We start from the raw sequence: 20,609 nt of genomic DNA on the forward strand, positions 1-20,609 counted from the left end.
ACCGCCCGTGTAGCTCAGCCGGTAGAGCAGCGCACTCGTAACGCGAAGGTCGCAGGTTCGATTCCTGTCTCGGGCACCATCTTGCATTCCACAGAGCGCTTTTGAGTTCTTTGGAAGTCTTGAAAAACCTGCCTTCTGACGGTTTTTTTCGTTTCAGCTATTCCGTTGGAATGCGATCGGTACAGGGGGCCAGTCGAGGTTGCCGCTGAAGAGGCCGAAATCGACTCAAAGCGGTCAATTACCGCAACCTGAAAAGGGCTTTATCTGCTGAATAGCTCTTGTGTAACAGTCATCGGTGGCCGTCCCGTGACTTCGCCAATGATGAAATCCTCACCTCCGTGCTGGTAGTCCTTCGCAACTTCCAGCAGATGCTGAATGAGAAAAGGCTGTAGGCCATCTCTCTCCAATTCCTGGCGGTATTGATCCAGTGTTGTCGCCACGTACTTGATCTCACGATCCAAGACTTTGCCGACTGCATCAGCTATGGACTGTTGGTTCAGTTCAATCGGACCGTGTAGCGGGTAAGTCTTGCCCTTGTGGGGTTAAGGGGTTTCCAGGATGGCTGCGATTAGTCGAGCCTGATCCTCGGCTGCGATCGGGGCATGGCGACCTGAGCCAAACGGTAGGCGAATCTCTCCGTGTTCAACGATATGCCTACGCCAGTGCGGATAGATCAGCCACTGTGCAAAGGAAGTCGGTTGCAAGTGCGTCACATCCACACCCGACCAGTCAAATACTCGCTCCGCAGTGTAATGATCAAGGGCCGCGTGACTCTTGGCCACGCGACGTGCGGAAATCTGAGACGTGTTTACAGGCGAGCGACTGCTGTGGTTTCTGTGGCTGTCGCCCGTTATCAGAGTAGTTGCAAGCTAAGGTAGCAGGCCCATCGAGCGATAGGTTTCGATCGTTTGGTCAAAAACACTGATGTCGTCACGCCCACGCGCGATCAACTGAGCGCCTTCCACTGCCGCATAAATCGCTAGCGCCTGCTGCTGCCGTTCTTCTTGGTTCAACTGCGGCCGGCAAACGGACAACACTTCCGATAACCATCGGACATTGAGTGAGTTAAAGGCTTCGACCTCTGTCCTAACCTCCGGCGGCAGGTCGTCGAATTCGGCGGACATGATTCCGCAAAGGCACATGCGGTTATCGTTCACCAGCGCCAGGCGAAAAATGTCGGTGTATCCCTTCATCCACACGCGAAGGTCATCGGAACGGGTCCGCAAACCCTCGAGGTACTCCTGACCGTCTTCGGTGTAACGCTTGGCCAGCGCGGCACCCAGGTCGCCTTTGGTAGGGAAATGGTAATGAATGCTAGCGCTCTTGATGCCTACCTCTTTGGCTAGCTCACGAAAGCTCAAGCCGTTGTAGCCCCGGGTCTGCACCATGGTTCGGGCGACTTGCATGATCGTTTCTCGCGTATCCGTCGTCACAAATTTACCTTCCTATCGATAGATAGATGTTGACAGTGAAAATATTCTTGCCGTAGTTTATACCTATCGATAGGTAGATAGATAGGTAAGGCATTTGTATGAAGGTTTTCGATATTCCCGGGTTTCCGAATCCTCTGCGTGTTCGCATTGTCCTGGCTGAAAAAGGCTTGGACTCGCAAGTGGAGTTCATCAAGATCGATCTGCCCGCGGCAGAGCACAAGCAACCTGCATTCCTGGCCATCAACCCGCTGGGCACTGTTCCCGTTCTTCAACTGGATGACGGCACCAACATTTCCGAGTGCACCGCGATCACCGAGTATCTGGACAATCTGGACGGAGAGCCGATTCTCACAGGCACAACGCCAAAGGAGAAGGCCATCATTCATATGATGCAGAAACGCGCGGAGTCAGAGCTGGTCGATCCGGTCGGGATCTATTTCCACCATGCCACGCCGGGACTCGGTGCTGCACTGCAGCCGTATAAAAGTCCGGAATGGGAAGGGCGTGTCGATTGGGGTAACCGCCAGCGCGACAGAGCGGTCGACGGAATGAAGTATTTCGATTATGTCCTCCGCAACCAGCCCTATATCGCCGGGGAGCAATTTTCCATGGCCGACATCACCGTATTCGCGGGGCTTGTGTTCGCCGGGTTCGCTTCTATCGCCATTCCCGAAGAGTGCACCGCGCTCCTGGCCTGGCAAATCAAGGTGCAGCAACGCCCTAGCGTGAAAAATCCCGCTTGATTCTGCTCCGCCCCCATCTGCAACCCGTCCGGGGCGGACCTTATACCCACCTTTTGTATCAGGTACATCTCTATGACCGCTCTCAACACCCGTGGGGCGTTGCGCCGTACGTTCGCCCTCGTCACGCTGGCGGCTGCCTGCTCGACGCTGACTGTTCAGGTCAGCGCCTCCCCGGCAAAGCACAAAGTGGCTTCCAGCTACACCCATCAAACCGCGCCGACCCAATTCGTCGAAGTTGATGGTGCGCGCTTGGCTTACCGTCGTTTTGGCAAAGCCGGTGGCGTACCGTTGGTGTTTCTCCAGCATTTCGTCGGCAACCTCGACAGTTGGGACCCGAAAGTCATAGACGGTTTTGCCCATGATCGCGAAGTCATACTTTTCGACAATGCCGGCGTCGCCAGCTCAAGCGGTGAAGTGCCGAATAATATCCAGGGCATGGCCAAATACGCCGCCGGGCTGCTCCAGCGGTTGGGTGTAACCAAGGCTGATGTGCTTGGTTTTTCCATGGGCAGTCTGATCGCCCAGCAAATGACGCTTGATCATCCGGAACTGGTACGTCGACTGATTCTGGTCGGCTCCTCACCTCGCGGTGGCGTAGGCATGTCTTCGCTGACGCCCGAGTTCCAAGGCTACCTGGCGAAAAAGCGCGACGTACCGGATGAGCTGCTGTTGGACGTATTTTTCACCCAAACTGCAGAAAGCCAGGCCGCTGGACGTGAATTTCTTACCCGTCTGCGTGCACGTAAGGTCAATCGGGATGTCGACGTCGATAGCAAGACCGCACCAGCGCAAGCCGCGGCCATAGCAGGCTGGGGAGCGCGGATAGACAACGCCAACGACTACCTGAAGGCCATCAAGCAACCGACGCTAGTAGTCGCCGGCAGCCACGATATTGTCTTCTACAGCGTCAATGACGTGACCTTGCAGCAGACGTTGCCCAATGCCCAATTGGTGATCTACCCGGATTCAAACCATGGCGCGATCTATCAATACCCGGATCTGTTTTTGAAACACGCTACGTTGTTTCTCAATGGGGTGAAGTAATTGAAACATTGCGCTGACGATTTGCTCGGCAGCACACGCCGCACCACTGATTAGGCTCCAAGTCGGGCCTGCGTCTACAGATCTGACGAGCGAAGAATCCAGGGTCTCAGATTATGAAAGCAATTCAGTTCCGTAGCTTCGGCGGCCCCGAAGTGCTCGAGTACGTCGACTTGCCAACGCCCGTGCCGGGGCCCGGCGAGGTATTGATAGACACCTCTGCGATCGGGGTGAATTTTCCAGATATTCGTGAACGGTTGGGCATGTATAACCGGCCCGAAACACGCGTTGGTGGTGTTACGCTGCCACATGTCGCCGGACTTCAGGTGGTCGGACGCGTTTCGGAAACAGGGGAGGGTGTTGACCCTGGTGTCGTCGGTCGCAAGGTCATGGCGCTCATGTCCAAAGGCGCATACGCACAGCAGGCTATCGCTCGCGTGAACATGCTGGTTACGCTGGATGAGATGGCAAACGATGTCGCAATGGCTGGCCTGCCTTGTCAGGGGGTTACTGCGTACCTCGCTTTACGTGTATGCGCACATCTGCAAGCAGGTGAAAACGTTTTGATTCAGGGGGCCGCCGGCGGTGTCGGGAGCCTGGCTGTACAGATCGCCAAAGCCATGGGCGCACAGTTGGTTTTCGGTACGGCCAGCACTGAAAGTCGACGCGCATTCGTGCGCGGCCTTGGGGCTGACCATGCCATTGCCTACGACACTCCTCAGTGGCCGCAACGCGTTCTGGAGCTGACAGCGGGGCGCGGGGTGAATGTGATCCTCGAGACGATCGGCGGCGAGGTGTTCGATCAGAACTTTGAGTGCCTCGCCACGCTTGGGCGTTGTGTGGTGGTGGGCTCCACGCGGGGTCCAGGCGAGGCATTGGCGCCTCGTCGGTTGATGGCCAAAGCGCAAACCTTGGCCGGCGTTTACCTACCGACGTTCTTTCAGCGCCCAGCGTTGATTCGCGAGGCTTTGGAGTTCCTCGCTGACGGCGTTTCAAGCGGCGTGATCAAACCCGTCATCGGCGCGACGCTCCCCTTAAGCGAAACGGCCCTGGCTCATGCCTTATTGGAACGAAGGGAAGTGCAAGGCGTCATTGTGCTGGATCCAAACCTCTAAGAGTGGATCACCGATCCCCCGGAATTTTCTTGCGAACTAGGGACGCAGGAGTGTCTGCGTCCCAGTCGAACCATTGGAAAGCCCAATGAGGGTACACCTAGAGGTAGAGAAATTTTCTAACTTAAAAATTTCCTTCTTTATGTTCAGAGGCAAAGAGGAGGATCGATTCCGGTTTCGCCTCTCGTTATTTCACTTTCCTGCTCAGCTCCTCGACCGTGCGTTTGAGCTGGTCCATCTGACCGTCCTGATCGCTGAGCTCCCGTTTCAGGGACGAAATCTCGCTGTTGCTCGAACTCGAACTGGAGCCGCTATTGCGCTTGAGTTCTTCCACTTGTTTGCCAAGGTCCTTCAGATCGTCTTGCTGTTCCTTGATCGTGCGCTTGAGCTCATCAATCTCCTTGCTGCTGGAGGTGGAGCTGGAGCCGCTGTTGCGCTTGAATTCTTCGATCAGGCGGGCCTGCTCGCTGAGGGTGCGCTTCTGGTTTTCCAGTTCGGCGGCGTTATCCCTGACTGCTTCTGGCAAGTTTTCCAAGTCACCCACGCTGATATTGGTCTTGATGAGAACATCTTTATCAAATGAGTTGCGGAGCACGGGGATTGTGTCGGAAGGCAAAGGTGTACCGGAGCTAACTTCGACAGCCGCTTGAGCAACGCCGGCCAAGCTCAGGCTGCCGAGCAGCAAGGTCGCGGTAGCAAGCCGAGTCAACGAACGTTTCGAAAAGCTGTGCATCACTAGGGTTCCTTGTGAAGTGCCTATATGGCACATCGCTATGACTGGTTATTTTGACAGATGTTCCCAAGCCCCCCTGGTTTCTCATGCGCATGGTTTTTTGTGGGATAGATGTAAAGAACCGTGTAAATCGTCGGCAAAACGTCCTATATTCGTTGCCTGCATGTGCATCGCCCAGCAGTTTTCAGATGATCCCCGAATGGTTCTGAAGGCCAGATAAACCGGGCTTCACACGGTTTTTTGCGTCAGAGAGATCCTTGATGATCCAGATCCATCTTCCATTCCCCAGATCAACGAGAACGCCATGACCGTTAAAGCATTGACCCAGGAAGCCAGGCACGAAGAAGCGCTGAAGAAGTACGTGCTGGATGCGCCCCAACTGCTGGAAGAGATCAAGGACTTGCCTGCCGATGATCAAAAAGACCAGATCCAGTGGGCGTTCGAGGATGAGGCCGAAGCCCAGGGCCTGCAGCCTTGGGAGTTGACGCTCAAGTACACCTGTACACCTGAAGAGTTCGAGGCGCAGCGCCTTGCATTGCACAAGGAAGCGGCCGAGGTGCTGGGTGTGGAATGGGATGAGTACTGCGAGATGAATAATCTGGTGGTCTGAAAAAAACGCCAGCCTTTCGAGGCTGGCGTTTTTCGTTGTCAGAGGCTCAAGCGCATCGACAGATCCACCGCCTTCACATCCTTGGTCATCGCCCCGATCGAGATGTAGTCCACCCCGGTCTCGGCAATCGGACGCAACGTGCTTTCGTTGATCCCGCCGCTGGCTTCCAACTTCGCCTTGCCGCCGTTCAGGCGTACGGCTTCCCGCATGTCGTCCAGGCTCAGTTCGTCGAGCATGATGATGTCGGCATTGGCCGCCAGCGCTTCTTTCAATTCCGCCAGGCTTTCCACTTCGATCTCCACCGGCTTGCCCGGTGCGATCTTGTGGGCGGCAGCGATGGCCTGGGCGATCCCGCCGCAGGCAGCAATGTGGTTTTCCTTGATCAGGAACGCATCGTACAGGCCGATGCGGTGGTTATGGCAGCCGCCGCAAGTGACTGCGTACTTCTGGGCCATGCGCAGCCCGGGCAGGGTCTTGCGGGTGTCCAGCAACTTGACCTGAGTGTCGGAGACGAAATCGGCCAGGTAGCGGGCCCGAGTGGCGACCCCCGAGAGCATTTGCAAAAAATTCAGTGCGCTGCGTTCGCCAGTCAGCAGCGAGCGGGCCGGGCCTTCGAGGTGGAACAGTGCCTGATCGGGGCTGACCCGGTCGCCGTCGTGCACTTGCCAATGCACCGCGACACGCGGATCCAGTTGCCGGAATACGGCATCGACCCAGGCCGTGCCGCTGATGATCGCCGCGTCGCGGGTGATGATGGTGGCCTTGGCCAGGCGTTCGGCGGGGATCAGTTGCGCGGTGATGTCGCCGCTGCCGATGTCTTCGAGCAACGCACGGCGCACGTTGGCTTCGATTTCGGCGGTCAGATCGGCGAGGCGTAGATTCGGCATAACAGGCTCCACAAACAAAGTGGCCTGATTATAGGGTGTCGAAACCTGCATTTGGTCGCGTCCTCGCAACATTTCCTCTTTTCGCCGGTCACTAATTGCGCCGTATTTCGAGCTGGATCACAGAGTCTACTGGTACGACGGGGTTCTTTTACCCGATAATCCGCCTTTCGATTGACGTCATGACTTTGACGTTGCGAACCGAAGAAAGCCGTTTCAGGAGGCCAGGATGCACAACGACGGGAATGTAGTGCCTTTGCACAAGGTGTCTACCGATGAGGCGAATCGTTCGCCGCTCGCCCGCCTGCCTGTGATTCTGCTGCAGGTTCGCGACAAGGCTGCCCAGCAGCTGCGCCTGGGTTTGCAGGGGCTGTTCGATAATGCCGACGACACCTTGTTTGAAATGGCCGACCGCGCGCGCGACGACGTCGAGCAGAACCTGTACTTCGAGGCCATGCGCGACCTGCGCCTGAAGCGCAAAAGTATCGAGCGGGAATTTATCGAGCAGTTTTTCGAAACCTTCGTCAGCCTTGCCCAGTACGACCTGACCCACGTCACCTTGACGCCCAGCCTGGCGCCGGACAGCCAGACCCAGCGCTCCCAGGACGAGCTGGAGCGGCAGCTGGCGGTCGAGGCGATGGTCACTCGGGTGCTCAGGCGCGATGGCGTGGCGCTGGAACAACTGACGGCCCGACTCGGTGTGTTGCTGGCTCGACCGCTGTCCAACCAGCACAATCCCCTGAGCCCGGCACTGCTGTGCGAGAAGTTCCTGCAGGCCGGACGCAACCTGGGGGTGGGCATCAAGGTCAAGCTGATCCTGCTCAAGCTGTTCGAACGTTATGTGCTCAGCGAGTGCGACCAACTCTATACCGAGGCCAACCAGTTGCTGGCCGCCACTGGCATCTTGCCGGAGCTCAAGGTTACGCCGGCGCGGCGCGCGTCGGATCGCTCCGAGGATCAGCCAAGGCCCAACGCCGAGATCGCTGCCAAGCCCAGCGATGGCGAGGTCGATGACAGCGTCCAGGAAGTGTTCGCCGCCTTGCAGAAACTGTTGATGCAAGTGCGTGGCAGCGTGGCGCCGACCCTGGAGCCCAGCGTACCGCCCCAGCCAATCTCCACGCGTGACCTGCTGCGGCTGCTCTCTCATTTGCAGCAATACGTACCGGCGCCTACCGTTCACGACGAATTCGACTTGCGTAGCCAGCTCGAACAGCTGTTGACCCGGGTCAGCGTCAGGAGTGGCAAGTCCCGGGTGGTCGAAGGCGCCGATGAAGACGTGATCAATCTGATCTCGATGATGTTCGAGTTCATCCTCGACGATCACAACTTGCCGGACTCCTTCAAGGCCCTGATCGGCCGCCTGCAAATTCCGATGCTCAAGGTCGCGGTGCAGGACAAGAGCTTCTTCAGCCGCGGCAATCATCCGGCCCGGCGGCTGCTTAACGAAATCGCGGCTGCGGCCATGGGCTGGGGCGATTGCGACGATCATCAGCGCGACAGTCTGTACCTGCGCATCGAGCAGGTGGTGCAGCGCTTGCTGAATGATTTCGTCGATGACCCGGCCATTTTCTCCGAATTGCTGGCCGACTTCCTGGCCTTCACCAGTGACGAGCGGCGCCGCAGTGAGCTGCTCGAACAGCGTATCCGCGATGCCGAAGAGGGCCGGGCCAAGGCCGAACTGGCACGCCAGCGAGTCGAAGGGGCGCTGAACCAGGTGATGCTGGGCAAAGTCTTGCCGCAAGCGGTGGTGGAGTTCGTGCAACACGCCTGGAGCCAGGTGTTGTTGCTGACCTGTTTCAAGCACGGCAAGTATTCCGCCGAGTGGCAGGCCGACGTCCTGACCCTGGAGCAATTGATCTGGAGCGTCCAGCCTCACGACGAACCTGATGCCGGCCTGCGTTTGCTGGCGATGGTGCCGGAGCTGCTCAAGGCCCTGCGTGAAGGCCTGAGCCGTTCGGCGTTCGACCCGTTCGCCACCAGCGAGTTTTTCAGTGAGCTGGAAGTCCTGCATGTGCAGGCCCTCGAACGTACGGGCCAGGCAACGGAACAGGCCCAGCCGTTCGATTCGCCGGCCATGGTCGAGGTGCGGGACAGAATCGTCCTGCGCCCCCCGCAAAAATCGGCGGGAGAGAGCGTGGCGGTGCATTTGCCGGCGGATGATGTCGGCCTGCTGCAGGTCGACCAGTTGCACCTGGGGAGCTGGGTCGAGTTCCAGGAGGACGATGACAACACCTTGCGTTGCAAGTTGGCGGCGATCATCGAGGCCACCGGCAAATACGTCTTCGTCAATCGCACTGGCCTCAAGGTGCTGGAGCACAGCCGCACCAGCCTGGCCCTGGAGTTTCGCCGAGGCGCGGCGCGGCTGTTGGACGACACCCTGTTGTTCGACCGCGCGCTGGAGTCGGTGCTGGGCAATCTGCGCCAGCTCAATCGCGGCAAGTGATCGCGCAGCCCGGTCCGATCACGGCATACTGGCGGCATTCACCGTCGTCATCGAAGGAACCTGTATGCAGTTGGACTCCGCGAGCGGTTGGTGCGAGGGGGTGCGTCATTGCCCATCGCCCAACTTCAATGCGCGCCCCGAAGGCGAAATCTCCCTGCTGGTGATCCACAACATCAGCCTGCCACCGGCACAGTTCGCCACGGGCAAGGTGCAGGAATTCTTCCAGAATCGTCTGGATGTCACGGAACATCCCTACTTTGCCGGTATCGCCGACCTGCGCGTCTCTGCGCATTTTCTGATCGAGCGTGACGGCACCGTGACCCAGTTTGTCTCTTGTCTGGATCGCGCATGGCATGCGGGCGTCTCGTGTTTCGAGGGACGTGAGACCTGTAACGATTTTTCCCTGGGCATCGAGCTTGAGGGCACCGATGATCTGCCGTTCACCGACGCGCAATATGCCGCATTGGTGGACCTGACCCGGCAGTTGCAAGCGGCGTTCAGGGCGATCACTGTGCAGCGTATCTGCGGGCACAGCGACATCGCCCCGGGGCGCAAGACCGATCCAGGACCGGCATTCGACTGGGCGCGCTATCGCGCGGCCCTGACAGAAGGGGAAGGACAATGAGTTTTCTGGTGTTGCTGCTGGCCGTCTGGATCGAGAAGTTCTCGGCCTTGCGCCAGCGGGTCCAGCGCGACGGCGGTTGGCTGCACGAGCTGAACAAGCTCGAGGCGAGCCCACGTTGGGTCGACCGACCCTGGTTGGTGCTGACGGTGATGGTCCTGCTGCCCGTGGCGCTGCTGGCGTTGCTGCTGTGGGTGCTGGAACCGGTAGCCTATGGCCTGCTGGCGCTGCCGGTGCATTTGCTGGTGGTGATTTACAGCCTGGGGCGCGGTGATCTACTGGCGGACCTGGGACCGTTTCGCGACGCGTGGCGCCGGGAAGACCTGCAAGCGGCGGCTCATGTGGCCAAGCGCGACCTGGACATCGAAGCCGATGATGGCGAGCAGTTGCTGGAGCGGGTCCAAGGGCATTTGTTGTGGCAGGCCTACCAGAGCTTTTTCGCGGTGATTTTCTGGTACTTCCTGCTCGGCCCGGTGGCGGCCCTGAGTTATCGATTGCTGGCCTTGGCTGCCGAGCACAGCCAGAACCCCGGCGTGGCCGAGCGGGCCACGCAAATGCGCCATGCCTTCGATTGGGTGCCGGTGCGGTTGCTGGCGGCAAGCTTCGCCCTGGTGGGCAATTTCGTCGCGGTCAGCCGGGTCATGCTGCATGAGCTGTTGAACTGGAACATCAGCGCCGCCGAACTCATCGATAAAGTCGGCCTGGTGGCTGGCGAGATCCCCAAGCCCGTCGCCGGACCGGACGGCATCAACAGCCTGGACCGTCTCTGGGAGTTGCTGCTGCGTGCGGCGGTGCTCTGGTATGCCGGGTTTGCGTTGTGGACGGTGTTGGCCTGAGAACACCAACACATTTCCTTGTGGCGAGGGGATTTATCCCCGTTGGGGCGCGAAGCGGCCCCTATCACTCTAAAGCCTGAGATCTATGGGGCTGCTCCGCAGCCCAACGGGGATAAATCCCCTCGCCACAGGGAACGGGTGATGGGCCTCGTTAACCTTAAGTTACAAATCTCCCCGCCGATTTAGGCTATACAGGGACAGCGCCCGAATAGTGGCTTTCTGCTGTCTCCGTGCGCGAGCTCATAACAATAAGAACACTACCGGGAGACTTCCTTGTGAAGAGTTTGCTCTGGCCCGCCGTCGCGCTGATGAACCGCCTGAGCTTCGGCATGAAGTTCAGCCTGATCAGCGTGCTGTTCCTGCTTCCCATGCTGGTGACCAACTTCTTTCTGGTGCGCGATTCCTATCGGGAATTCCAGGGCACACAAGTGGAGCTGCAAAGCCTCGATTTGCTAGGCAGCAGCCTGACTTTGCGTCGGGACCTGGAAACCCTCAACAACCTGGTACAGATCAACGCCAGCCTGGGCCAGTCCGGCAAGGCCGGTGATGTGGAAGCGAAGATCGGCAGCCTGGAGCAACAGGTTCTCGCACGCCTGCAAGGCATGACCGCCATGGCCATCGAGCCGGAGCAGGTCAGCGCCTTCGAGGCCAAGCGCGACGAGATGATCGGCGCTTTCAAGGCCCAGCAGGCCGAAAGCTCCCTGCAGAGCAAAAGTGCGCTGATCGGCAAGTTGCTCAACAGCGCCCAGATGTTCAGCCAGATCATCGCCAGCCAGGCGGGGCTCAGCCGCGACAACCAGAGCGACATCCGTCAGCTCAGCGAGTTGATCATCGGCACGACCCCCAAGGTCACCCAGATCCTCGGAGAGGGGCGGGCACTGGGGGCATCCTCATTGGGGCTGGGGTTTCTCAATTCGGCATCGAGCACCCGTTTCGACGAGTTGCTGGCGCAGATCGAAAAGCTTCAGGGCGAATATGATTTGAAACTGCAGGACGCCCTCGCTTCCAGCAAGGCCGCCGGGCAGGCCCTGGCCGTCCAGGCCGACGGCAGCAAGAGCAGCCTCAAGAAAGCCTCGGAACTGATCGAGGAGCAGGTGGTGATGGCCGACACCCTCGATGCACCTTGGCCGGCATTCTTTGAGCAGGTCAGCGGCCTGATGGCGCAGACGTATCGGCTGAACGAAGCGACCCAGGAATTTCTCGGCGTGCAGTTGCAGCAGCGCCTGGAGCAGAACCGCAGTCACATGGTGCTGCAAGCCGTGGCACTGGTGCTGGTGTTCCTGTTGATTTTTTACCTGTACGCCGGCTTCTACGCATCGACCCGCACCACCCTCCAGCACTTGGGCCAGATGATGGACAAGGTGGCGGCAGGGGACATGACGGTCAATTTCGTGGCTCGCAGCAAGGATGAGCTGGGCGAGTTGGGTGAGGTGTTCAATGGTACGGTGGCGAAGATCCATGACCTGATCGAACAGGTCGGCCGCACCGTCGCGGAAGTCGAACGTCAGGCCGGGCAAGTGGAAACGGTATCGGCCCGAAGCAACCAGGCCGTCGCCGGTCAGCGCAGCCAGATCGAACTGGTGGCCACGGCGATGAACCAGATGTCGGCCACGGCCCAGGAGGTAGCCCGCAGTGCCGCCGCTGCGGTCAGCAGCGCCCACAGCGTGAATGATGAAACCCTCAGCGGGCGTGGGCTGGTGGAATCCCAGCAGGGCAGCATCGCCCGCCTGGCCAGCGAGATCGATCAGTCGGTACAGGTGATCAATCAACTGGCGACCGACAGCCAGGCCATCAGCCGCGTGCTGGATGTGATCAAGAGCATCGCCGAGCAGACCAACCTGCTGGCGCTCAATGCCGCCATCGAGGCGGCCCGGGCCGGTGAGCAGGGGCGCGGTTTTGCGGTGGTGGCCGATGAAGTGCGGACCCTGGCCAAGCGCACCCAGCAATCGACCGAAGAAATCGAAGCGATGATCACCCGCCTGCACGGCGGTGTCGGCGCCGCCGTCAAGGCCATGGGCTCCAGCCATGAGATGGCCAGCGGCACTGTCAGTCAGTCGGAAAAGGTCCAGCAGGCCCTGGAAAATATCCTGGGTGCGGTCGGCATGATCGTCGACCAGAACCAGCAGATCGCCGCCGCTGTGGAGCAGCAAACGGCCGTGGCCCATGACATCGACCAGAACATCGTCGAGATCAACCGCGCTGGCGAACGAACTGCCGAAGGCGCCCACCAGACCGAAAACGCCAGCCGTGAGCTGTCCGCCCAGGTGGTGCAGCTCAAACAACTGATCAATGCATTCAGGGTTTAGCTACACAATGATGTTCACTGCCGAACCAGTGTGGGAGCGAGCCTGCTCGCGATAGCGGTGTATGAGTCGACAAATATATTGTCTGGCACACTGCAATCGCGAGCAGGCTCGCTCCCACAGGGGTCACCAGTTGAACAATTCGCGGGCGTTGGCCGTGCTGGCCTCGGCCAGCCGCTCCGGGCTCACCGCCATGAGCCCCGCCAGCGCCTCGCAAATCGCCGGCAAATGCGCCGGGCTGTTGCGCTGACCGGGGAACATCGCCGGAGCCATGTCCGGTGAATCGGTTTCCAGCACCACCGCTTCCAGCGGCAATTTCGCCAGCACCCGATGCATGCGCAGGGCCTGCGGCCAGGTGGCGGCGCCACCGAGGCCGAGCTTGTAGCCGAGCTTGATGTACTCGCGGGCCTCCTCAAAACTGCCGGCGAAGGCATGGATGATTCCCCCGCGCTTGAGACCAATGCGCTTGAGGGTGGCAGTCACGGCGGCATGGCTACGGCGCACATGGATCAGCGCCGGCAGTTCGAACTCCGCCGTCAGTTGCAGTTGCGCCTCGAACAACGCTTGCTGGCGCTCACGGTCGAGGGTCTCGATGTAGTAATCGAGGCCGATTTCCCCCACTGCACACAGCTGCCGATGCCCGGCCAGGCGGCTCAGCCACTCGCGCAATTGCGTCAGGTCTTCGGGGCGATGCTGATCAAGGTAGACCGGGTGCAGGCCCAGGGCGGCGTGCAGGTCGGGGTCGCTTTGCACCAGGTCCCAGACCCGCTGCCAGTTGTCCCGATACACGCCCAGTACCACCATTTGCCGCACACCCAGGGCTCGGCTTTCGGCCAGCAGCGCCGGGCGGTCCGCATCGAAGTCCGGAAAGTCCAGGTGGGTGTGGGTGTCGATCAACTCCATGCATCAATCCTGAAGAGTCTTCAACCCTGGTGAATACGCTGCTTGAACGTCCGTGCGATGGCCTGCACGCCTGGCTGGTAGTCATCGTTTTCGATGGCCGCCAGCGCCAGCTCCAGGGCTTTGTCAGCGATCAGCTGATGCTGCTGGGACATGGCATTGACCGGCAGCGGCAGGAAATCCAGCAACTGCGTGTCGCCAAACGTACCCAGGCGCAACGGCCGCGACTTGAGCGGGAAATCGTGCAGGGCGTCGAACACCCCTTGCAGCAGCACGTAGGACGTCGTGATCAGCGCGTCGGGCAGATGCCCCAGGCGCGTGAGCATTTCATCCATCAACTGGCGGCCGCATTCACGGCTGAACGACTCGCCGTGCTCGATCAGCACCTGGCCCTCGAACCCGGCCAGGGCTTCGCGAAAACCGGCGGCCCGTTCCTGGCTGATGCTCAATTCGGGACGGGCGCTGATCAAGGCGATTTGCCGAGGGTGGGTCTCCAGCAGGCTGCGCGTCAGGTGCAGGCTGGCCTGGCGGTCGTCGCTGATCACCGAGCAGAACCGCGCCGGGTCCATCACCCGGTCGATGGCGATGATCGGAATGCCCTTGGCCTGCAATTGCAGGTAACTGTCGTCTCCGGCCGGCAGGCAACTGGCGACGATCAGCGCGTCGCAGCGCCGGGCGCGGAACAACTGCAACAGTTGTCGTTCACTGTCGGGCGCGTCGTCGGAGCTGGCGATCAGCAACTGGTAGCCCCGTGCTCGTGCGCCTTGTTCCAACAACTTGGCGATGCGTGCGTAACTGGGGTTTTCCAGGTCGGGCAGGATGAAGCCCAGGGTGCGCGTATGCCGGCTGCGCAGCCCGGCGGCCTGGGGGTTGGGCGTGAAGCCGTGTTCCTGGACCACCGCCCGCACCCGTTCGACGGTGGCGCTGCTGATGCGTTGCTGTTCGGCCTTGCCGTTGATGACGTAGCTGGCGGTGGTTACGGACACACCGGCCAGTTGGGCAATATCACTGAGTTTCAACCCGGTTTTCCTTGTTTTTTCGAGTTAGCCCTGACGATAAGGGCCATCCTACCCGATTCAAGAGGGTGATCACCGTCCAAGCGCTTACGACAAGTTGCACTTCAACGATGAGAGATTATCGAGTAACGTGCCAATCTTTCTAGATTAAACGTTTCAGCAAGCGTATTTTCAAGGCTAGCAGGATTTTTGGCGGTGCTGCCGCGATACCGCCAAAAGCCGTCCTGTAACGCTAAGCTGATTCATTCAAAACAATACCTGGCGCCAACCCGGACGCCAAAAAGGAGAAAGCATGCTCGAGCTCACTCTAGAGCAGATATCCATGGCTCAGACGGCTGTGGATAAAGACGCTGCACTGCAATTGCTCGCTGACAAACTGGTGGCCGATGGCCTGGTAGCCGAAGGTTACCTCGCCGGCTTGCAGGCCCGCGAAGCCCAGGGCTCGACCTTTCTTGGCCAAGGTATTGCCATCCCCCACGGCACTCCGCAAACCCGCGACCTGGTCTATTCCACCGGCGTGCGTCTGTTGCAATTCCCCGAGGGCGTGGATTGGGGCGATGGTCAGATCGTCTACCTGGCCATCGGCATCGCGGCCAAGTCCGACGAGCACTTGCGCCTGCTGCAACTGCTGACCCGCGCCCTTGGCGAGACTGACCTGGGCCAGGCCCTGCGCCGTGCCGGTTCCGCCGAAGCCTTGTTGAAACTGTTGCAAGGCGCGCCACAGGAACTGGCCCTGGATGCCCAGATGATCGGCCTCGGTGTGTCGGCTGACGATTTTGAAGAGCTGGTATGGCGCGGCGCCCGCCTGCTGCGCCAGGCCGACTGCGTGAGCAACGGCTTTGCCGGGGTGTTGCAGCAAGTCGATGCGCTGCCCCTGGGCGATGGCTTGTGGTGGCTGCACAGCGAGCAGACGGTCAAGCGCCCGGGCCTGGCCTTCGTCACCCCGGACAAACCGATCCGTTACCTGGGGCAACCTTTGAGCGGTCTGTTCTGCCTCGCCAGCCTCGGCGAGGCCCACCAGGCCTTGCTGGAACGGCTCTGCGCCTTGCTGATTGAAGGTCGCGGCCACGAACTGGGCCGCGCCACCAGCAGCCGCAAGGTACTGGAAGTGCTCGGCGGCGAATTGCCCGCCGATTGGCCCAGCGCGCGTATCGGCCTGGCCAATGCTCACGGCTTGCATGCCCGTCCGGCGAAAATTCTTGCCCAGTTGGCGAAAAGCTTCGAAGGCGAGATCCGCGTGCGCATTGTCGACGGTCAGGACAGCGCCGTGTCGGCCAAGAGCCTGAGCAAACTGTTGAGCCTGGGCGCCCGTCGCGGCCAGGTCCTGGAGTTCATCGCCGAGCCGAGCATTGCCGCCGATGCGTTGCCGGCACTGCTGGCGGCCATCGAAGAAGGCCTTGGCGAAGACGTCGAACCGCTGCCGCCGCCCAGTGCGCCACGGGAAACCGTGATGGCCGAAGTCGCGACCGTCATGTTGGCCCCCGAGCCCGGCAGCCTGATCCAGGCCGTCGCCGCCGCCCCGGGCATCGCCATCGGCCCGGCGCACATCCAGGTCTTGCAGGCTATCGACTATCCGTTGCGCGGTGAATCGGCAGCCATCGAGCGCGAGCGCCTGCAAAACGCCTTGAACCAGGTACGCCGTGACATCCAAGGCCTGATCGAACGCGCCAAGGCCAAGGCCATCCGCGAGATCTTCATCACTCACCAGGAAATGCTCGACGACCCGGAACTGACCGACGAAGTCGACACCCGCTTGAAGCTGGGTGAGAGTGCGCAAGCGGCATGGATGGGCGTGATCGAAGCCGCCGCGAAAGAGCAGGAGGCCTTGCAGGATGCCTTGCTGGCCGAACGCGCCGCTGACCTGCGCGATGTCGGCCGTCGTGTGCTGGCGCAACTGTGCGGCGTCGAAACCCCGAACGAGCCGGATCAACCCTACATCCTGGTGATGGACGAAGTCGGCCCATCCGACGTGGCCCGCCTGGACCCGACGCGTGTGGCGGGGATTCTCACCGCCCGTGGCGGCGCCACCGCCCACAGCGCCATCGTCGCCCGGGCCCTGGGCATTCCGGCGCTGGTGGGCGCCGGTGCGGCGGTGCTGCTGCTGGCGCCGGGCACGTCCTTGCTGCTGGATGGCCAGCGCGGTCGCTTGCACGTGGACCCTGACGCCGCCACTTTGCAACGAGCCAGGGAAGAACGCGACACCCGCGAGCAGCGCCTCAAGATCGCCGCTGAGCAGCGCCACCAACCGGCGCTGACCCGTGACGGTCATGCTGTGGAAGTGTTCGCCAACATCGGTGAGAGCGCCGGTGTCGCCAGCGCGGTGGAGCAGGGCGCCGAAGGTATTGGCCTGTTGCGCACCGAACTGATCTTCATGGCCCACACCCAGGCGCCCGACGAAGCGACCCAGGAAGCCGAGTACCGCAAGGTCCTCGATGGCCTGGCCGGGCGGCCGCTGGTGGTGCGCACCCTCGACGTGGGCGGCGACAAGCCGCTGCCGTACTGGCCGATCGCGAAAGAAGAAAACCCGTTCCTCGGTGTGCGTGGCATTCGCCTGACGCTGCAGCGTCCGCAGGTCATGGAAGCGCAATTGCGTGCCTTGTTGCGCTCGGCGGACAACCGTCCGCTGCGGATCATGTTCCCGATGGTGGGCAGCGTCGACGAGTGGCGCCAGGCCCGGGCCATGACCGAGCGCCTGCGCCTGGAAATCCCCGTGGCAGACCTGCAACTGGGAATCATGATCGAAGTACCGTCCGCCGCGCTGCTAGCACCGGTGCTGGCCAAGGAAGTCGACTTCTTCAGCGTCGGCACCAACGACCTGACGCAATACACCCTGGCGATCGACCGCGGTCATCCGACGCTTTCGGCCCAGGCCGACGGCTTGCACCCGGCCGTGTTGCAATTGATCGACATCACCGTGCGCGCTGCACATGCCCATGGCAAATGGGTGGGGGTGTGTGGCGAACTGGCGGCCGATCCGCTGGCGGTACCGGTGCTGGTGGGCCTGGGCGTGGATGAGTTGAGTGTTTCGGCCCGCAGCATTGCCGAGGTCAAGGCGCGCGTGCGCGAATTGAGCCTGGCGCAAGTACAAACCTTGGCCCAAGAGGCCTTGGCCGTGGGCAGCGCCGATGATGTGCGCGCATTAGTGGAGGCGCTGTAATGGCGAAGATTCTTACCCTGACCCTCAACCCGGCGCTCGACCTCACGGTGGAGTTGGCGCGCCTGGAGCCGGGCCAGGTCAACCGCAGCGACGCCATGCACGCCCACGCCGCCGGCAAGGGCGTGAACGTGGCCCAGGTGCTGGCCGATCTCGGTCATACGCTGACGGTCAGTGGTTTTCTGGGCGAAGACAATGCCCAGGTGTTCGAGACGCTGTTCACCCAGCGCGGTTTCGTCGACGCCTTTATCCGGGTCCCCGGCGAAACCCGCAGCAACATCAAGTTGGCCGAGCAGGACGGGCGCATCACTGACCTCAACGGGCCCGGCCCGGTGGTCGATGAAGCCGCACAACAGGCCTTGCTGACGCGGCTGGAGCAGATCGCCCCCGGCCATGACGTGGTCGTGGTAGCGGGCAGCTTGCCTCGGGGCGTCAGCCCGCAATGGTTGCAGGCCTTGATCACTCGCTTGAAAACACTCGGCCTGAACGTGGCCCTCGATACCAGTGGCGAAGCCTTGCGCGTCGCCCTGGCGGCGGGGCCGTGGCTGATCAAGCCGAACACCGAGGAACTGGCCGACGCGTTGGGTTGCGAGGTGGTGAGCGAAATGGCCCAGGCGCAAGCGGCACAGCGCCTGCATGCCCAGGGCGTCGAGCATGTGGTGATTTCCCACGGTGCCGATGGCGTGAACTGGTTCAGTGTCGGCGCGGCGCTGCATGCCTCGCCGCCCAAGGTCAGTGTTGCCAGTACCGTGGGCGCCGGGGATTCGCTGTTGGCGGGCATGCTGCATGGCCTGCTCAGCGCCGACACCCCGGAACAGACACTGCGCACTGCCACGGCCATCGCCGCCATGGCGGTCACGCAGATCGGTTTTGGCATCCACGACACCGCGTTGCTGGCGTCGCTTGAACAGGGCGTGCGCGTGCGCCCCCTGACAGAACAATAAGAGGGTTCGCAAGAATGAAACTAGCCATTGTGACGGCCTGCCCCAACGGCATGGTCACCAGTGTGTTGTGCGCCCGCCTGCTGGACGCCGCGGCTCAGCGCCAGGGTTGGAGCACCAGTGTCGAAGTCCATGACGCCGCCCATCCGGAACGCCAGTTATCGGCCGCGACTCTCGAAGCGGCCGAATGGGTCTTGCTGGTTGCCAGCGGCCCGGTGGATATGTCGCGTTTCGTCGGCAAGCGTCTGTTCCGCAGCACGCCGGCCCAGGCCCTGCAAGACGTCGATTCGGTGCTGCGGCGCGGCGCCGAAGAGGCCAAGGTCTTTCTCGCCTCGGATGTCGTGGAGCAGGTGCCAACGGTGTCGAGCGAACGCGCGCCACGCCTGGTCGCTATCACCGCCTGCCCGACAGGCGTTGCCCATACCTTCATGGCCGCCGAGGCATTGCAGCAGGCAGCGAAGAAGCTGGGCTACGACCTGCAAGTGGAAACCCAGGGTTCGGTGGGCGCACGCAACCCGCTGAGCCCCGAGGCCATCGCCGAGGCGGACGTGGTGCTGCTGGCGACCGACATCGAAGTCGCCACCGAGCGTTTTGCCGGCAAGAAAATCTACCGCTGCAGCACGGGCATTGCCTTGAAACAGGCCGAAGCGACGCTGAACAAGGCGTTGGTCGAAGGTCGCCAGGAAAGTGCGTCGAGCGGCGCCAGCGCCCCGGCCAAGTCGGAGAAGACCGGCGTCTACAAGCACCTGCTGACGGGTGTGTCGTTCATGCTGCCGATGGTGGTGGCCGGTGGTCTGTTGATCGCCTTGTCGTTCGTGTTCGGCATCACCGCCTTCAAGGAGCCCGGCACGCTGGCGGCCGCGCTGATGCAGATCGGCGGCGACACCGCGTTCAAATTGATGGTGCCATTGTTGGCCGGCTACATCGCCTATTCCATCGCCGACCGCCCGGGCCTGGCGCCGGGCATGATCGGCGGGCTGCTCGCGAGCACCTTGGGCGCCGGTTTCATTGGCGGGATCATCGCCGGTTTCCTGGCCGGTTACGTGGCGAAGGCGATCAACCGCTACGCGCGCCTGCCCCAGAGCCTGGAAGCGCTCAAGCCGATCCTGATCATCCCACTATTGGCGAGCCTGATCACCGGCCTGGTGATGATCTACATCGTCGGCAAACCGGTGGCGGGCATGCTCGAAGGGCTGACCCATTTCCTCGACAGCATGGGTACCACCAATGCGATTCTGCTGGGCGTGCTGTTGGGGGCGATGATGTGCGTCGACCTCGGCGGGCCGATCAACAAGGCCGCCTATGCGTTTTCGGTTGGGCTGCTGGCGTCGCAGAGTTATGCGCCGATGGCCGCGACCATGGCCGCCGGCATGGTGCCGCCGATTGGCCTGGGCATCGCCACCTTCATCGCCCGGCGTAAATTCGCCCAGACCGAGCGCGAGGCCGGTAAAGCGGCGCTGGTGCTGGGGCTGTGCTTCATCTCCGAAGGGGCGATTCCGTTCGCCGCCAAGGACCCGCTGCGGGTGATCCCGGCCAGCATCGCCGGCGGCGCGCTGACCGGTGCGCTGTCGATGTACTTCGGCTGCAAGCTCATGGCCCCTCACGGCGGCCTGTTCGTGATGCTGATCCCCAACGCCATCAACCATGCGCTGTTGTATTTGCTGGCGATCGTGGCGGGGAGCCTGCTGACGGGAGTGGCGTATGCGCTGCTCAAGCGGCCTGAGGTGGTGGAGATGGCGTTGGAGCCGGCGAAGGCTTGATCACTTTTATTTGAGCAATGAAATTCCCTGTGGGAGCGAGCCTGCTCGCGATAGCGGTGTGTCAGTCGACAAATGGGT

The 20,609-nt window shown here is 61.2% G+C and carries 16 protein-coding genes, 1 tRNA gene and 1 pseudogene; 13 read left to right on the forward strand and 5 right to left on the reverse strand.

Features of this window, described 5'->3' with window-relative positions; genetic code table 11:
- Positions 1-3 precede the first annotated feature (3 nt).
- A tRNA-Thr gene (locus PBDP_RS04330) sits at positions 4-79 on the forward strand.
- A gap of 790 nt (positions 80-869) precedes the next feature.
- On the opposite strand, the gene PBDP_RS04335 is transcribed toward PBDP_RS04330, so the two are convergent.
- Positions 870-1,406, reverse strand: coding sequence for a TetR/AcrR family transcriptional regulator (locus PBDP_RS04335; protein WP_109753490.1), 537 nt, complete (start codon positions 1,404-1,406; stop codon positions 870-872).
- 125 nt (positions 1,407-1,531) lie between these two features.
- Between PBDP_RS04335 and PBDP_RS04340 the strand changes: the two genes are divergently transcribed.
- From PBDP_RS04340 to PBDP_RS04350, 3 genes are all read left to right on the forward strand, one after another.
- On the forward strand, positions 1,532-2,176 hold the full coding sequence (locus PBDP_RS04340; RefSeq protein WP_109753491.1) for a glutathione S-transferase: 645 nt from the start codon (positions 1,532-1,534) through the stop codon (positions 2,174-2,176).
- A 72-nt stretch (positions 2,177-2,248) separates the two neighbouring features.
- Positions 2,249-3,220: an alpha/beta fold hydrolase gene (locus tag PBDP_RS04345; protein WP_109753492.1), complete on the forward strand. Its 972-nt coding sequence runs from the start codon at positions 2,249-2,251 to the stop codon at positions 3,218-3,220.
- 113 nt (positions 3,221-3,333) lie between these two features.
- The gene (locus PBDP_RS04350) at positions 3,334-4,332 is read left to right on the forward strand and encodes a quinone oxidoreductase family protein (RefSeq protein ID WP_109753493.1); all 999 of its coding nucleotides are present in this window, start codon (positions 3,334-3,336) and stop codon (positions 4,330-4,332) included.
- Between the two features lie 184 nt (positions 4,333-4,516).
- On the opposite strand, the gene PBDP_RS04355 is transcribed toward PBDP_RS04350, so the two are convergent.
- Positions 4,517-5,062 (reverse strand): hypothetical protein, encoded by a 546-nt coding sequence (locus PBDP_RS04355; RefSeq protein ID WP_212801875.1) that lies wholly within the window; start codon positions 5,060-5,062, stop codon positions 4,517-4,519.
- 304 nt (positions 5,063-5,366) lie between these two features.
- Here PBDP_RS04355 and PBDP_RS04360 point away from each other — a divergent pair, with 304 nt between their 5' ends.
- Positions 5,367-5,672 carry a DUF6388 family protein gene (locus tag PBDP_RS04360; protein ID WP_109753495.1) on the forward strand — a complete coding sequence of 102 codons (306 nt, stop codon included), beginning with the start codon at positions 5,367-5,369 and terminating at the stop codon, positions 5,670-5,672.
- Between the two features lie 38 nt (positions 5,673-5,710).
- Here the strand turns inward: PBDP_RS04360 and nadC are convergent, their stop codons facing one another.
- The gene (gene nadC, locus PBDP_RS04365; RefSeq protein WP_212801876.1) at positions 5,711-6,559 is read right to left on the reverse strand and encodes a carboxylating nicotinate-nucleotide diphosphorylase; all 849 of its coding nucleotides are present in this window, start codon (positions 6,557-6,559) and stop codon (positions 5,711-5,713) included.
- A 226-nt stretch (positions 6,560-6,785) separates the two neighbouring features.
- Between nadC and PBDP_RS04370 the strand changes: the two genes are divergently transcribed.
- The 5 genes and pseudogenes from PBDP_RS04370 to PBDP_RS30235 all read left to right on the forward strand — a co-directional run bounded on the left by PBDP_RS04370 (position 6,786) and on the right by PBDP_RS30235 (position 12,763).
- Positions 6,786-8,999, forward strand: coding sequence for a DUF1631 domain-containing protein (locus PBDP_RS04370; RefSeq protein WP_116834158.1), 2,214 nt, complete (start codon positions 6,786-6,788; stop codon positions 8,997-8,999).
- A 64-nt stretch (positions 9,000-9,063) separates the two neighbouring features.
- Entirely contained in the window at positions 9,064-9,624 is a 561-nt protein-coding gene (gene ampD, locus PBDP_RS04375) for a 1,6-anhydro-N-acetylmuramyl-L-alanine amidase AmpD (protein ID WP_109753498.1), read from the forward strand.
- Positions 9,621-10,457, forward strand: a complete 837-nt coding sequence (gene ampE, locus PBDP_RS04380; RefSeq protein ID WP_109753499.1) for a regulatory signaling modulator protein AmpE — start codon at positions 9,621-9,623, stop codon at positions 10,455-10,457. The genes ampD and ampE overlap by 4 nt, the downstream gene beginning before the upstream one ends.
- A gap of 1,244 nt (positions 10,458-11,701) precedes the next feature.
- Positions 11,702-11,905: pseudogene (locus PBDP_RS30230) on the forward strand (HAMP domain-containing protein); the annotation flags it as partial.
- Positions 11,906-12,058: 153 nt separating this feature from the next.
- On the forward strand, positions 12,059-12,763 hold the full coding sequence (locus PBDP_RS30235) for a methyl-accepting chemotaxis protein (protein WP_370873796.1): 705 nt from the start codon (positions 12,059-12,061) through the stop codon (positions 12,761-12,763).
- Between the two features lie 123 nt (positions 12,764-12,886).
- Here the strand turns inward: PBDP_RS30235 and PBDP_RS04390 are convergent, their stop codons facing one another.
- Positions 12,887-13,663 carry a TatD family hydrolase gene (locus PBDP_RS04390; RefSeq protein WP_212801877.1) on the reverse strand — a complete coding sequence of 259 codons (777 nt, stop codon included), beginning with the start codon at positions 13,661-13,663 and terminating at the stop codon, positions 12,887-12,889.
- A gap of 20 nt (positions 13,664-13,683) precedes the next feature.
- Positions 13,684-14,679: a catabolite repressor/activator gene (gene cra, locus PBDP_RS04395; protein ID WP_109753502.1), complete on the reverse strand. Its 996-nt coding sequence runs from the start codon at positions 14,677-14,679 to the stop codon at positions 13,684-13,686.
- A 289-nt stretch (positions 14,680-14,968) separates the two neighbouring features.
- On the opposite strand from cra, the gene ptsP reads away from it, so the two are divergent.
- From ptsP to PBDP_RS04410, 3 genes are read left to right on the forward strand one after another with little or no spacing between them, the layout of a single operon-like run.
- Positions 14,969-17,833 (forward strand): phosphoenolpyruvate--protein phosphotransferase, encoded by a 2,865-nt coding sequence (ptsP, locus tag PBDP_RS04400; RefSeq protein WP_109753503.1) that lies wholly within the window; start codon positions 14,969-14,971, stop codon positions 17,831-17,833.
- The gene (gene pfkB / locus PBDP_RS04405) at positions 17,833-18,774 is read left to right on the forward strand and encodes a 1-phosphofructokinase (protein ID WP_109753504.1); all 942 of its coding nucleotides are present in this window, start codon (positions 17,833-17,835) and stop codon (positions 18,772-18,774) included. Before ptsP ends, pfkB begins: the two co-directional genes overlap by 1 nt.
- Before the next feature lie 14 nt (positions 18,775-18,788).
- Positions 18,789-20,531, forward strand: coding sequence for a PTS fructose-like transporter subunit IIB (locus PBDP_RS04410; RefSeq protein WP_163855330.1), 1,743 nt, complete (start codon positions 18,789-18,791; stop codon positions 20,529-20,531).
- The last annotated feature ends 78 nt before the right edge of the window (positions 20,532-20,609 follow it).

The sequence above is a fragment of the Pseudomonas sp. St290 genome, from assembly GCF_018325805.1.
GTDB lineage: Bacteria > Pseudomonadota > Gammaproteobacteria > Pseudomonadales > Pseudomonadaceae > Aquipseudomonas > Aquipseudomonas bijieensis.